The organism is Pseudomonas sp. GLN_2, from assembly GCF_043106005.1.
Lineage (GTDB): Bacteria > Pseudomonadota > Gammaproteobacteria > Pseudomonadales > Pseudomonadaceae > Aquipseudomonas > Aquipseudomonas alloputida.
Map to the genome: position 1 here is coordinate 16,261 of NZ_JBICMC010000076.1, position 12,067 is coordinate 28,327.

Genomic DNA, 12,067 nt, shown 5'->3' on the forward strand with positions numbered 1-12,067 from the left:
GGGAAAGGTCAGAGTAGCCCCAATTGTTCGACCTCAGGGGCGCGCGGCAATTCCGGCAAAGGTGCCAGGCCCGGCAGGCGTGCCATCAGGCGCTGATGGAAACGCTGGGCCAGCGCCGCAGCCAGGCGATTGTCCGAGGTGTGCAGGAAGATATAGGGATTGCGGCCTTCTTCGATCCAGGCGGCGACTTTTTCTACCCAAGGGCTAAGGAAGGCCTGATTAGCCTCCAGTTCCGGATGGCCGATGAAGCGCACCTGCGGGTGCTGGCTGAAGGCTGCCGGACGCGGTGGCACCTTTGGCTTCTTCGACTGCGCATGCAGCACGGCAGGGTCGCGCGAGGTACAACTGAACAGCGCACGCGGGTCGAGGCAGATACGCTCCACACCGCGCTCGTGCAGCAGGCGATTGAGCAGGCGTTCTTCCTCACCCTTGGCAAAAAAGGCCTGGTTGCGCACTTCCACAGCCACGGGCACGGCAATCTGATCGAGGAAGTGACAAAGCTCACCCAGGCGCGCCGGGCCGAACTGGGCCGGCAACTGCAACCAGTAGGGTGATACGCGCTGGCCCAGCGGGGCCATCAGCCGAGTGAAGTCGAAGACAGGCTCAAGCTGGTCACGCAGGTCACCCTCATGGCTGACATCCCGCGGAAACTTGGCAGTGAAGCGAAAGTGCTCTGGCATGACCTGCGCCCAGCGGGCAATGGTGCCGGGAGCGGGACGGGCGTAGAACGTGGTGTTGCCTTCGACGGCGTTGAAGACCTGGCTGTAGAAGCCAAGCATTTGATTACTGTTGGCGTCAGCGGGGTACAGGTAGTCGCGCCAGGCGTTTTCGCTCCAGGACGGGCAACCGAGAAAGTAAGGCAGTGGTGACGGATTCATCCATCAAATGTACAGGTCGAGCCCCAGTACTTCCATGTCCCAGTCAGTAAAGCCTGCAGTGCTCAGGTAGCTGGCCAGTGCGGTGGCGGTACGGCGGTCACGGGCGCGTGGGAAAACCATATCCTGCTGGCGGGCTGGCAGGCCACCACCAGGGCGGCGGGCGGTGGCTTCCTGCGGGGCGGCTTCTGCCTCCTCGATCACCTCGGCATCGTCGATGGCCTCGTCACGCACCGCTGCTTTGCGCGAGGTGCGCTTGAGCGGGTAGGACTGCGATGAGAAACCGTCGATACGCATGGCATGAGCACTCAGGACCAATGATGGCAATTTAGCAGCATCAGAGTTCCGTCGCTAATGCTTGAGTGATAACTGGACCACAGATCGCGCAAAAGGTTTTAGCGTGTTCGGCGATAATCGACGAACAGCACTCAGTGCTTCTTGGGTGTGGCTACATTATCGCGCAGATAAACCGGTTGCGCCTGCTCGGCGACGATTGCCTCGCCACGGGCCCAGGCAAAGGTGGCCAGGCTGAGGACGTCCAGGGCGTTGGGCAAGGCACCCGGGTTGCTAGCCGCCACCTGTACCGCCAGGCGCTCGGCATAGCCCCATCCGGTACCGGCACCGAACCACTCGCCATTGCTGCCTGCCGGTAGCGCCACCTGCTCGGGCGGCAACACGGCTTCACGGCCGACCAGGCGCATTTCGCCCGCCGTGGCCTGGTAGCAGCCCCAGTACACTTCATCCATGCGCGCATCGATGGCAGCTGCCACCTGCTGCACGCCATGCTCGCGCAATGCACCCTGGGCCAAAGCGGCCAGGTTGGACACCGGCAGCACTGGGCGTTCGAGGGCGAAGGCCAGGCCTTGCACAACCCCGATGGCAATACGCACGCCGGTGAAAGCGCCCGGGCCACGGCCAAAGGCAATGGCATCCAGCGCATTCAGTGCCACGCCAGCGTCGGCCAGCAGTTGCTTGATCATCGGCAGCAGCTTCTGGGCATGCATGCGCGGGATCACCTCGTAATGGCTGGTTACCTTGCCGTCATGCAGCAGCGCGACGGAACAGGCTTCGGTGGCGGTATCCAGGGCCAGCAGGGTGGTCATCGAACGGGTATCCAGGTGCGAATGAAAAAGAGCGGCAGTATAGAGCAGCAGCGGCGTTGTGTCCCGAGGGGGCCGCTGTGCGGCCCATCACGCTGATTTCAAAGCCTGCACTGGCCCTGGAGGAGCGACCTTGCGTCGCGAAAAGGGCCGCAAAGCGGCCCCAGGGTTTCAGCGGTATCACACCATTGTCTGGGGCTGCTCTGCAGCCCTTTCGCGACACAAGGCCGCTCCCACAAAAGCGGGCCGTTGTCGAGGTGCGTCAGGCGCCGGATCAGCTCAGGGCTGCCAGGACCTTGGCGGTGATGGCTTCAACCGAGCCGACACCTTCGATGTGGCTGTACTTCGGCTTGCCGCCATTGGCAGCCGACAGCTTCTGGTAGAAATCCACCAGCGGCTTGGTCTGGCTGTGGTAGACCGACAGGCGATGGCGAACGGTTTCTTCTTTGTCGTCGTCACGCTGGATCAGGTCTTCACCGGTCTCGTCGTCCTTGCCTTCCACTTTCGGCGGGTTGTACTGAATGTGGTAGGTACGGCCCGAGGCCAGGTGCACGCGGCGGCCAGCCATGCGGCCGACGATTTCTTCGTCGTCGACGGCAATTTCGACCACGGCATCGATGTCGACACCGGCAGCGACCATGGCTTCGGCCTGTGGGATGGTGCGTGGGAAGCCGTCGAACAGGCAGCCGTTGGCGCAATCAGGCTGAGCGATGCGCTCCTTCACCAGGCTGATGATCAACTCGTCGGAGACCAGCTGGCCGGCATCCATGACTTTCTTCAGCTCCAGGCCCAGCGGGGTGCCGGCCTTGACGGCGGCACGCAGCATGTCACCGGTGGAGATCTGTGGAATACCGAACTTTTCGGTGATGAACTTTGCCTGAGTACCTTTACCGGCCCCGGGAGCTCCCAGCAGAATTACGCGCATCTCGTGCTCCTCAAATTTTTGTATGAAATTCAATGGATTCGGCGACCAGGGCCAAGTCCGGAAAATCGGGTATGACCATAAATCGGTCAGAAGGCTGCTCAAGATACACAGCGCCCGGCAGCCAGACAAGCGTCCCAAAGTTGCAGGAATGCGCCACTTGCGGCTGACCGGGCAGGCGGTTGCGCCAGGCGCAACCGCCCTCCCCGTCATAGTGCCGGGCCTGTATGGCACGCGCCAGACATGACCCGGGCTTGCCCTTAGCCGGTGTTGCGCAGCCCGGCGGCAATACCCGCCACGGTCACCAGCAAGGCCTGCTCCAACGGGCTGTCCAGAGCGGCTTCGCGGCTGCGCGAGCGGGCCAGCAACTCTGCCTGCAGGCGGTGCAACGGGTCCAGATAGGTATTGCGCAGGCTAATGAATTCCCGTGTCTCGGGGCTGTGCGCCAGTAGCACCGGCTGCCCGGTCAGACCCAGCACGACCTGGCATGACTGCGACAATAGGTCGCGCAGGTGCGCACCTAAAGGACGCAAGTGCGGTTGCACCAGACGTTCGTCGTAGGCCTCGGCAATTTGCGCATCGGCCTTGGCCAGCACCATTTCCAGCATGTCGATGCGGGTGCGGAAGAACGGCCATTGCTCGCGCATTTGCGCCAGCAACTCACCCTGACCACGGGCCAAGGCATTAGTCAGCGCCGTTTCCCAGCCCAGCCAGGCCGGCAGCATCAGCCGGGTCTGGGTCCAGCCGAAGATCCACGGGATGGCCCGCAGGCTTTCGATGCCCCCGGCACGACGCTTGGCCGGGCGGCTGCCCAACGGCAGGCGCCCCAGCTCCTGTTCTGGCGTCGACTGGCGGAAGTACTCGACGAAAACGGGATTCTCCCGTACCACGCTGCGGTAGGCCTGGACACCATCGGCGGCCAACTGGTCCATCACTTCACGCCAGGCCGGCTGCGGGGGCGGTGGTGGCAATAGCGTGGCTTCAAGCACGGCAGCCAGGTACAGGTTGAGGTTTTGCTCGGCGATGCCCGGCAAGCCGAACTTGAAGCGAATCATTTCACCCTGCTCGGTGGTGCGGAAACGCCCCGCCACCGAACCCGGTGGCTGCGACAGGATCGCGGCATGGGCCGGGCCGCCGCCTCGCCCGACCGTACCGCCACGGCCGTGGAACAGCAGCAGCTCGACCTGATGCTCGGCACAGATACGCACCAGGTTTTCCTGAGCCCGGTACTGCGCCCAGGCAGCAGCGGTGGTGCCGGCGTCCTTGGCCGAATCGGAGTAGCCGATCATCACTTCCTGCGGGCCGCGCAGGCCCGCGCGGTAGCCCGGCAGGCCAAGCAGGCGCTGCATGACCGGGCCGGCGTTGTCGAGGTCGGCCAGGGTCTCGAACAGTGGCACCACGCGCATGGGGCGGGTCAGGCCGGCTTCCTTGAGCAACAGTTGCACCGCCAGTACATCCGAGGCGGCACCGGCCATGGAGATGACGTAAGACCCCAGCGAGGCGGCCGGCGCAGCGGCCACTTCCCTGCAGGTCGCCAGCACTTCGGCGGTGTCCGCTTGCGGCTTGAAATGCGCAGGTAGCAGGGGCCGGCGGTTTTTCAGCTCGGCCTGGAGAAACGCGATGCGCTGCTCCTCATCCCAGTCGGCGTAACGCCCCAGGCCCAGGTAATCGGTAATCTCGGTCAGCGCATCACGGTGGCGGGCAGCGTCCTGGCGTACGTCCAGGCGGCCCAGGAACAGGCCGAAGGTCACCGCACGACGCAGGCAGTCAAGCAGCGGCCCCTCGGCGATCACGCCCATGCCGCATTCGTGCAGTGACTGGTAGCACAGCTCCAGTGGCGCGATCAGCTCGCGGTTGTCCACCAGCACGTCGGCACCGGCCGGTTGGTTGCTGGTCAAGGCCGAATGCGCCCATGCGCGTGTCGCACGCAGGCGGTCGCGCAGTTGCTTGAGCACAGCGCGGTAGGGTTCGGCACTGTCGCCAACCTGTTGGCGCAGGGCGTCGTTGGCCTGCTGCATGGACAACTCGGCGGCCAGCGCATCGATGTCGCGCAGGAAGAGGTCGGCGGCCATCCAGCGCGCCAGCAGGAGTACTTCGCGGGTGACGGCAGCCGTTACATTGGGGTTGCCATCACGGTCCCCACCCATCCACGAGGCAAAGCGAATCGGCGCGGCCTCCAGCGGCAGGCGCAGGCCAGTGGCCTCCAGCAGGGCCTTGTCGACCTTGCGCAGGTGGCTGGGGATGGCATGCCACAGTGAATGCTCGATCACTGCGAAACCCCACTTGGCTTCGTCTACCGGCGTAGGCCGGGTGCGGCGGATTTCCTCGGTGTGCCAGGCCTCGGCGATCAGCCGGCGCAGGCGTTCACGCACTTGCTGGCGTTCTGCCGGGGTCAGGTCACGATGGTCCTGCGCGGCCAGTTGGCCGGCGATCGCGTCGTACTTCTGGATCAGCGTGCGACGGGCCACTTCGGTGGGATGTGCGGTGAGCACCAACTGGATATCGAGCTTGGCCAGTTGCCGGGCCAGGGCATCGTTGCTGTGGCCGGCCTGCTTCAAGCGCCCCAGCAGCTCGGGCAGTACCTGCGCTTCGAACGGCTCGGGCTGGTCAGCGTCGCGCCGGCGGATCAACTGGTACTGCTCGGCCATGTTGGCCAGGTTGAGGAACTGGTTGAAGGCCCTCGCTACGGGCAGCAGGTCTTCTTCGGCCAGGTCCGCCAAGGTCGAGCTCAGCTGCTCACCCGGGCCGCGGCGGTCGGCCTTGGCACTGTGGCGGATGTCCTCGATTTTCTGCAGGAACGCATCGCCATGCTGTTGGCGAATGGTTTCGCCAAGCAGCTCCCCCAACACATGGACATCTTCACGCAAACGCACATCGATATCGGTCACTGGCGCTCTCTCCGTTGCATCCCTCTCAGCCTTGGCGCGCCCTGTGCCAGAGCGGGGTAACCCGTGAAGAGCCCAATGCGGTGTCTGGCACCGGCGTTGCCGGTGTTCGCGGGTAAACCCGCTCCTACAGGGGGGCGGTATCCCCCAAGAGTGCCCACAGCCGGGCGACGATGGCAAGCCGTGATCGGCCAAACCAAACTAAAGTGAAAGCACAGCACTCCCATGCAGTGCAGCCTTTCCAGGCGTCAACAGAGGTCATCATGAAAATCCGTGAACTCGCCCAGCACTGGGAACAGAATGCCGCCGGTACCCTCAGCCGTACCGGCCATGTCCTGCATCTGGACCTGGAGTCCGAAGCGCGCCTGGCCGCGCTGATCGACATGTACCCCAAGCGCACCGCCGAAGAACTGCTCGGCGAACTGGTCGCCGCCGCCCTTGAAGAACTGGAAGCCAGTTTCCCCTATGTGCAGGGCCGCCAGGTCATCGCCACCGACGAAGAAGGCGACCCTTTGTACGAAGACGTTGGTCCTACGCCGCGCTTTCTCTCCCTGTCCCGCCAGCACCTGCACAACTTGAGCAACGCGACAGTCGACACCGACAAATAATCCTGCGCCCCAGCATTCCGGGCCTGCTCAAGGCCCGGAATACCGCTCCAGCCTGGGAAAGTTCCAGGCAAATCGCACTGACCGATCAGTCAGAAATAGTTATTCGATTACAGCGCTTTTTTCTGAACTATTCGAAAAACGTTCGAGTCGGAGCCAATAGCCATCACGCTAAAACCCTGCACACTGCCCTCGTGCACCGTTGAGCTGAAGCGCGCGGTTTTGTCAGGGATTGAGCGATGGACTGCTACGGACATCGTCGTTATCAGGAGTGATCCAATGGAGCTGACCACCATGAAGACCCGCACTAGCCAACTGTCATCCACTCATGTGCGCGGGTTCAAGCTGGCCGCGCTGGCGCTGGGCAGTAGCCTGGTCCTGGCCGGCTGTGCGGGCAATCCGCCCACCGAGCAGTATGCCGTTACCCAGTCCGCCGTGAACTCCGCCGTCAGCGCTGGCGGTACCGAGTTCGCCGCCGTGGAAATGAAAGCGGCTCAGGACAAGTTCAAGCAAGCCGAAATCGCCATGCACGACAAGAAGTACGACGAGGCCAAGCGCCTGGCCCAACAGGCCGAGTGGGATGCACGCCTCGCCGAACGCAAGGCCCAGGCAGCCAAAGCCCAGAAGGCCGTGCAGGATGCCCGCCAGGGCGTTCAGGACGTACGTGAGGAAGGCCTGCGCAGCGCTCAGTGAGCCCTGCCCCGCCAACCTTAGCCTTCGCACACGATCAAAGGATGAACACTATGCGCAAACACGTCATGATTCCCGCCCTGCTGGCCCTGAGCGTCGGTCTTGCTGCCTGCTCGCACGATCCGAATGCCAACCTGGAATCGGCCCGCACCAACTTCTCCTCGCTGCAGAGCGACCCGCAAGCGAGCAAAGTCGCGGCACTGGAGACCAAGGACGCCCAGGACTGGCTGAACAAGGCCGACAAGGCCTACATGGACCGTGAAGACGAGAAGAAGGTCGACCAATTGGCCTACCTGACCAACCAGCGCGTCGAAGTGGCCAAGCAGACCATTGCCCTGCGCACCGCCGAAGCTGAACTGAAGAATGCCTCGGCCCAGCGCGCCCAGGCCAAGCTGGATGCCCGCGACGCGCAGATCGCCAAGCTGCAGGACAGCCTCAACGCCAAGCAGACCGATCGCGGAACGCTGGTGACCTTCGGCGACGTGCTGTTCGACTTCAACAAGGCCGAACTCAAGAGCAGCGCTTACCCGAACATCACCAAGCTGGCCCAGTTCCTTCAGGAAAACCCGGAACGCAAGGTGATCGTCGAGGGCTACACCGACAGCGTCGGCTCGGCCAACTACAACCAGACCCTGTCCGAGCGCCGTGCCAACAGCGTGCGCATGGCACTGGTGCGTGCCGGGGTAGATCCGGCGCGTATCGTTTCCCAGGGCTATGGCAAGGAGTACCCGGTAGCGGACAACTCGAGCAACTCGGGACGTGCGCAGAACCGTCGGGTAGAGGTGACCATCTCCAACGACAACCAGCCGGTGGCACCACGCTCGGTGAGTCAGGTTCAGCGCTAAGGCTGGCTAGCTGAAAGGACAAGCCCCGCGATCGACGCGGGGCTTTCTTTTGCCTGTTCGGGCCTCTTCGCGGGCACGCCCGCTCCCACAGGTACGGCGCCAGTTTCGAGTTTTGCGCGCCCCTGTGGGAGCGGGCGTGCCCGCGAAGAGGCGAGTTCAGGCAGCAGGGATAATGGCTCACTGCACCTGCTGCGGTGTTTCCTCGCCCATGCAGCGCACCGCGCGCTTGCGGTTGTCCACCAGCACGCCGGTCAGGCCTTTCTGCTGGGTGTCGAACAGCACCAGCACGCCGTCGACGCACTGGGCCACTTGCGGCGCCGGGTCCAGCGATACCTTGTAGTCCTCGCCGGGGATGGTCTTGAGCATGGTGAAATCCTGCAGCAGCAGGGCATCTTCGGGCTTGGCGAAATGCAGGTAACCGTAATACCACAAGGCCCCCACCGTCACGATGATGCTGCCGACGCCGGTCAGGATCAGCGGGATGGCGTTGCGTTCTTCACTCATTGCTTGTTCTTCTCGTCAGGGAAATTGGGCACTTCGGCAAGCCGCCGCAGGCCGTTGAAATGGCTGGGGTCATCGAGGAACCGCAGCATCACCTGGCGCCAGGTAGGGTCGGCGAAGGTCTGCACGTGCCCCCCTCGGGTCAGTTGCAGCACCCGCGGGGGTGGCGCGTGCTGATACAGGCGGATGCCGTTGTCCATCGGCACCAGGTTGTCGTCGATGCTGTGGAAAAACAACTTGGGCGGGCTGCTCAATCGCTCGATCGAGCGGATCGCGCTGTCGCCGTCCGGCACTAGCCACGACAGCGGAACCTGCAATGGCCAGGTCATCCAGGAGGTGCTGAGCGCAAAGCGCCCCACCGCGCGGTAACTGGCCGGCACGCCATCGAACACCAGGGCGCTGAAGCGCTGACGCTGCTCGGGGTGGGCCGCCAGGTAATGAATGGCCATGGCACCGCCCAGGCTCTGCCCCAGCAGTACCAGCGGCTTGCCCTTGACCTCGGGCGCCTGCTGCAGCCAGGCCATGGCTGCAGCAATGTCCTGGTACACCTCCGGCAGGCTCGGCTGGCCCTGAGACAAGCCATAGCCGCGGTAATCGATCATGAACACCTGGTAGCCCTGCTCCGGCAACCAGTAGCTCCCCCCCAGGTGCCCTGGCAGGTTACCGCCGTTGCCGTGCAGGTGCAGCACCGTGCCCTTGACCTCGACCCCAGCCTTGGCTGGCAGCCACCAACCGTGAAGGCGGATGCCATCAGCAGTGGTCAGCGTGACATCGCGGTATTCCAGCTTGGCGCGCTCCGGGGTGAAGGCCTGACCACGCTCGGGGTAGAACAACAGGCTGCTGCAGCCGCCAAGGCTCACCAGGACCAGGCCGAGGACGAGCAGGCGGCAGTGCTCAGAGAATGTTCGCGTAGTCGGCTTCAATGCGATCCAGGCTCAGGTGGTTGAGGAAGTTGGAGAAGCACATCCAGGCCGACAACGCACTCAGGTCGCGGAACTGTTCAGGCAGGTACTTGGGCGGCTCGACCAACCCTTCCTCGACAAGTTGGCGCAGGGTGCGCATGTCTTCCAGGGTGGTCTTGCCGCAGAACAGCAACGGGATCTGTTCCAGTTTGCCCTTCTTCACGGCCAACTGAATGTAGTTGTAAACCATGATGAAGCCCTTGAGATAGGACAAGTCCTTGGTGAATGGCAGGCCGTTGGGTACCGACCCGCGGAACACCCGGCTGGCGTTGCTGTAGCTCTGCGCCATCTCAAAGCCCTGCTCGCGGAAGAAACCGTAGACCTGCATGAAGTCTGCACCCTCCTCGACCATGTGGATGGCACGGGTGCGGTTGGTGAGCTTGCGCAGGCGGCTGGGGTAGGAGGCAAAGGCGATCACCTCCATGAGAATCGCCAGGCCCTCCTGGGTTACCGTCGATGAGGGCGGGCCTTTGGCCAGGAAGGTGCAAATCGGCTGGTTCAGGCCATTGAGCGTGGTGCCGACATGCACCAACCCTTCATGCACCTCCAGGGCGCGCACATCGCGGGCGTTGAACATGGCATCGGCACGCACCTTGATGTAGTCGGCACCGGCTGCGGCGTCGGCGACGATACCGTCGGACTCGAACACGCGAATGGTCCCTTCGGCCTCGCCGAACACGTTGTTCAGCCGGTGCTGGAGGATCTCCACCGCCTCCTTGGCGGTGAGATTCTTTGGCTCATCCTTGAGGTCACCACGGCCATCGATGTTGTTCAGGTAGTCCGACAGCATCAGGCCAAGGTCGGCCAGGGTCGGGTCACCGGCGTGGAAAGCATCCGAGGCGGCGCCGTACAGCTCCTGGGAGATCAGGCCGAAATCCTCGGTACCGCGCGCTTCAAGCATGCGCACCACCATGCGGTATTCGCGGCACATGCGCTTCATGATCTGCCCGACCGGGTTGAACTGGCCCAACTGGCGAATGATGTCGCGCTCGATGCCCTGGAACTCGGCCTTGACCGCGCTGGAGTCGAACGACAGCGGACGCGATTGGTAGTAGGCGCGATCAACCGCCGGCGGCTCCTTGCCCTTGGCCTTGAGAAAGCCTTGGCGGATGTTGTCGTCCCACTTCACCGCGTCCAGGACCCGGATAGGCGTCTGTGCCGCGACGATGCGGTCGGACAGGGCGCGGATGGTTTGCTGGTATTCGTCCACCGGGGACTCCTTTCTAGTACAAGAAACCTGTACCGGCCTCTTCGCGGGCAAGCCCGCTCCTACAGGGATATCAAGAAGCCCAGGCCTGGCAAGGCCCCTGTAGGAACGGGATTGCCCGCGAAGAGGCCGGTACAGGCCACTACTTGCCGGAACGCTGGAACCGCGCCACTTCAACGAACAGGTCGGAGTTGGCCGGGTCGTCCAGGTAGGCCAGCACCCGCGCCGCCGGGCTATCGATCAGCACGCCATCGCCGTTGTCGTCCGGCACTTCGGTACTGCGACCGGTCAGTTCCTTGTTGTCCACCGCCTGCTGTACCTGCTCGACATCCAGGTTGTAGACCACCAGTTCCTTGCCATCGACGATATCGAAGCCGCCAATCAGGAAATTGCCACCCAGGCGCTTGGGCACGCCAGCCGACAAGTACCAGCGGTTGCCGTGGCGTGACACGGTGAACACGTACTCTTCAGGCGCTTTGCCCTTGGCCGTGGCCACTGCCTTGTAGGCGTCGCCACCGCTACGGCTGATCACCAGTTTCAACGGCTCCCCCCAGGCGTCCTTGCTGCTCCACTTGCCGAGCAAGGCCTTGGGCGCTGCCTGGTTGCTGGGCAAAGGCTCATGGAAGGTCACCAGACAACCGCCCAGCAGCAGGAATGACAAAGTCAACAACACCACACGCCAGGCTTTCATCAGGTTCTCCTTGAAAAGGTCGTTCTCGGCTCAGGCCGATGCCAGCACCAGCTGCAGGTATCGGGTAAGCATAGCGAGCATCTGCCCATCGGCTTGCGCATTCGCTTGCTTGAGCAGGCCTTGATATTCCAACTGCTCGATAATCGCCGTCAACATCTGTGCATCCTGCTCCGGCTGCCGCGAGCCCACGACCTGCAGCAATTGCCGGGTGCCGTGCAGCAGGATCTGCTCATGGGCGCACACCAGCTCGGCCAGTCGCGGGCACAGCAATGCTTCCTGGCGGAAAGCCTGCTCGGCCATCAGGAAGTCACGGCGGTTCAGCAGTTGCCGCTGAACGTAGTCGGCGGTCATGCGCGCCACCTCGTCAGCCAGCCGCGCCCGGGCCTGCGGGCTGCCATCGCCCTGCGCCAGCAACTGGCGCAACACCACCTCGGTGTTGGCCCACAGCTTGGCCATGTAAGCCGCACTGCGCTCGACGTACTGGGCAAAGGTATCGGTGAGCAGGTCCTCGATGTCCTTGAAGTAGTAGGTGGTGGCCGACAATGGTACGCCGGCCTCGGCGGCCACTGCCCGGTGGCGCACACCGCGCACGCCATCGCGCACGACAATGCGCATGGCGGCATCGAGAATCAACTGGCGACGCTGTTCGCTGCCTTGGCGGGCAGTCTTGCGGCCTTGGTATTGCACGCTTTCGGCGACGGCGGTGGCGATGCCGGCGGCGCCTTGGTCAGGCATGGCGGGTGTCACGGGGGATACCTCATGGGCGGTGTTTCGTCAGTGCTGG

General features: G+C 63.5%; 13 protein-coding genes. 3 read left to right on the top strand and 10 right to left on the bottom strand.

The window, feature by feature from the left end; all coding sequences use genetic code 11:
• Positions 1 to 8: 8 nt before the first annotated feature.
• The 5 genes from ACF8Q6_RS16880 to ppc form a co-directional block, all read right to left on the bottom strand.
• Positions 9 to 878 carry a DUF72 domain-containing protein gene (locus ACF8Q6_RS16880; RefSeq protein WP_392492804.1) on the bottom strand — a complete coding sequence of 290 codons (870 nt, stop codon included), beginning with the start codon at positions 876 to 878 and terminating at the stop codon, positions 9 to 11.
• 3 nt (positions 879 to 881) lie between these two features.
• Positions 882 to 1,172: a hypothetical protein gene (locus ACF8Q6_RS16885; RefSeq protein ID WP_014592161.1), complete on the bottom strand. Its 291-nt coding sequence runs from the start codon at positions 1,170 to 1,172 to the stop codon at positions 882 to 884.
• A gap of 131 nt (positions 1,173 to 1,303) precedes the next feature.
• Positions 1,304 to 1,978, bottom strand: a complete 675-nt coding sequence (tsaB, locus tag ACF8Q6_RS16890; protein ID WP_003252230.1) for a tRNA (adenosine(37)-N6)-threonylcarbamoyltransferase complex dimerization subunit type 1 TsaB — start codon at positions 1,976 to 1,978, stop codon at positions 1,304 to 1,306.
• Between the two features lie 271 nt (positions 1,979 to 2,249).
• Positions 2,250 to 2,900, bottom strand: coding sequence for an adenylate kinase (gene adk, locus ACF8Q6_RS16895; RefSeq protein ID WP_004575467.1), 651 nt, complete (start codon positions 2,898 to 2,900; stop codon positions 2,250 to 2,252).
• A 257-nt stretch (positions 2,901 to 3,157) separates the two neighbouring features.
• On the bottom strand, positions 3,158 to 5,785 hold the full coding sequence (ppc, locus tag ACF8Q6_RS16900) for a phosphoenolpyruvate carboxylase (protein ID WP_392492806.1): 2,628 nt from the start codon (positions 5,783 to 5,785) through the stop codon (positions 3,158 to 3,160).
• Between the two features lie 260 nt (positions 5,786 to 6,045).
• Here ppc and ACF8Q6_RS16905 point away from each other — a divergent pair, with 260 nt between their 5' ends.
• The 3 genes from ACF8Q6_RS16905 (at position 6,046) to ACF8Q6_RS16915 (ending at position 7,922) form a co-directional block, all read left to right on the top strand.
• Positions 6,046 to 6,390, top strand: a complete 345-nt coding sequence (locus tag ACF8Q6_RS16905; protein ID WP_003252225.1) for a hypothetical protein — start codon at positions 6,046 to 6,048, stop codon at positions 6,388 to 6,390.
• A 276-nt stretch (positions 6,391 to 6,666) separates the two neighbouring features.
• The gene (locus ACF8Q6_RS16910) at positions 6,667 to 7,080 is read left to right on the top strand and encodes a DUF4398 domain-containing protein (protein ID WP_003252223.1); all 414 of its coding nucleotides are present in this window, start codon (positions 6,667 to 6,669) and stop codon (positions 7,078 to 7,080) included.
• A 50-nt stretch (positions 7,081 to 7,130) separates the two neighbouring features.
• The gene (locus ACF8Q6_RS16915) at positions 7,131 to 7,922 is read left to right on the top strand and encodes an OmpA family protein (RefSeq protein ID WP_003252221.1); all 792 of its coding nucleotides are present in this window, start codon (positions 7,131 to 7,133) and stop codon (positions 7,920 to 7,922) included.
• Positions 7,923 to 8,099: 177 nt separating this feature from the next.
• On the opposite strand, the gene ACF8Q6_RS16920 is transcribed toward ACF8Q6_RS16915, so the two are convergent.
• The 5 genes from ACF8Q6_RS16920 to ACF8Q6_RS16940 form a co-directional block, all read right to left on the bottom strand.
• A complete protein-coding gene (locus ACF8Q6_RS16920) occupies positions 8,100 to 8,426 on the bottom strand; it encodes a hypothetical protein (protein ID WP_003252219.1) in 327 nt (108 codons plus the stop codon).
• Positions 8,423 to 9,346: an alpha/beta hydrolase gene (locus ACF8Q6_RS16925; RefSeq protein WP_017147929.1), complete on the bottom strand. Its 924-nt coding sequence runs from the start codon at positions 9,344 to 9,346 to the stop codon at positions 8,423 to 8,425. The genes ACF8Q6_RS16920 and ACF8Q6_RS16925 overlap by 4 nt, the downstream gene beginning before the upstream one ends.
• The gene (locus ACF8Q6_RS16930) at positions 9,318 to 10,595 is read right to left on the bottom strand and encodes a flavohemoglobin expression-modulating QEGLA motif protein (protein WP_003252215.1); all 1,278 of its coding nucleotides are present in this window, start codon (positions 10,593 to 10,595) and stop codon (positions 9,318 to 9,320) included. Before ACF8Q6_RS16930 ends, ACF8Q6_RS16925 begins: the two co-directional genes overlap by 29 nt.
• 139 nt (positions 10,596 to 10,734) lie before the next feature.
• On the bottom strand, positions 10,735 to 11,283 hold the full coding sequence (locus tag ACF8Q6_RS16935) for a hypothetical protein (protein WP_014754305.1): 549 nt from the start codon (positions 11,281 to 11,283) through the stop codon (positions 10,735 to 10,737).
• 30 nt (positions 11,284 to 11,313) lie between these two features.
• The gene (locus ACF8Q6_RS16940) at positions 11,314 to 12,018 is read right to left on the bottom strand and encodes a TetR/AcrR family transcriptional regulator (RefSeq protein WP_003252210.1); all 705 of its coding nucleotides are present in this window, start codon (positions 12,016 to 12,018) and stop codon (positions 11,314 to 11,316) included.
• Positions 12,019 to 12,067: the final 49 nt, after the last annotated feature.

Coding starts and splice junctions, on each gene's coding strand:
- ACF8Q6_RS16880 (WP_392492804.1), bottom strand. CDS start 878: ATGAATCCGTCACCACTGCCTTACTTTCTCGGTTGCCCGTCCTGGAGC.
- ACF8Q6_RS16885 (WP_014592161.1), bottom strand. CDS start 1,172: ATGCGTATCGACGGTTTCTCATCGCAGTCCTACCCGCTCAAGCGCACC.
- tsaB (WP_003252230.1), bottom strand. CDS start 1,978: ATGACCACCCTGCTGGCCCTGGATACCGCCACCGAAGCCTGTTCCGTC.
- adk (WP_004575467.1), bottom strand. CDS start 2,900: ATGCGCGTAATTCTGCTGGGAGCTCCCGGGGCCGGTAAAGGTACTCAG.
- ACF8Q6_RS16905 (WP_003252225.1), top strand. CDS start 6,046: ATGAAAATCCGTGAACTCGCCCAGCACTGGGAACAGAATGCCGCCGGT.
- ACF8Q6_RS16910 (WP_003252223.1), top strand. CDS start 6,667: ATGGAGCTGACCACCATGAAGACCCGCACTAGCCAACTGTCATCCACT.
- ACF8Q6_RS16915 (WP_003252221.1), top strand. CDS start 7,131: ATGCGCAAACACGTCATGATTCCCGCCCTGCTGGCCCTGAGCGTCGGT.
- ACF8Q6_RS16920 (WP_003252219.1), bottom strand. CDS start 8,426: ATGAGTGAAGAACGCAACGCCATCCCGCTGATCCTGACCGGCGTCGGC.
- ACF8Q6_RS16935 (WP_014754305.1), bottom strand. CDS start 11,283: ATGAAAGCCTGGCGTGTGGTGTTGTTGACTTTGTCATTCCTGCTGCTG.
- ACF8Q6_RS16940 (WP_003252210.1), bottom strand. CDS start 12,018: ATGCCTGACCAAGGCGCCGCCGGCATCGCCACCGCCGTCGCCGAAAGC.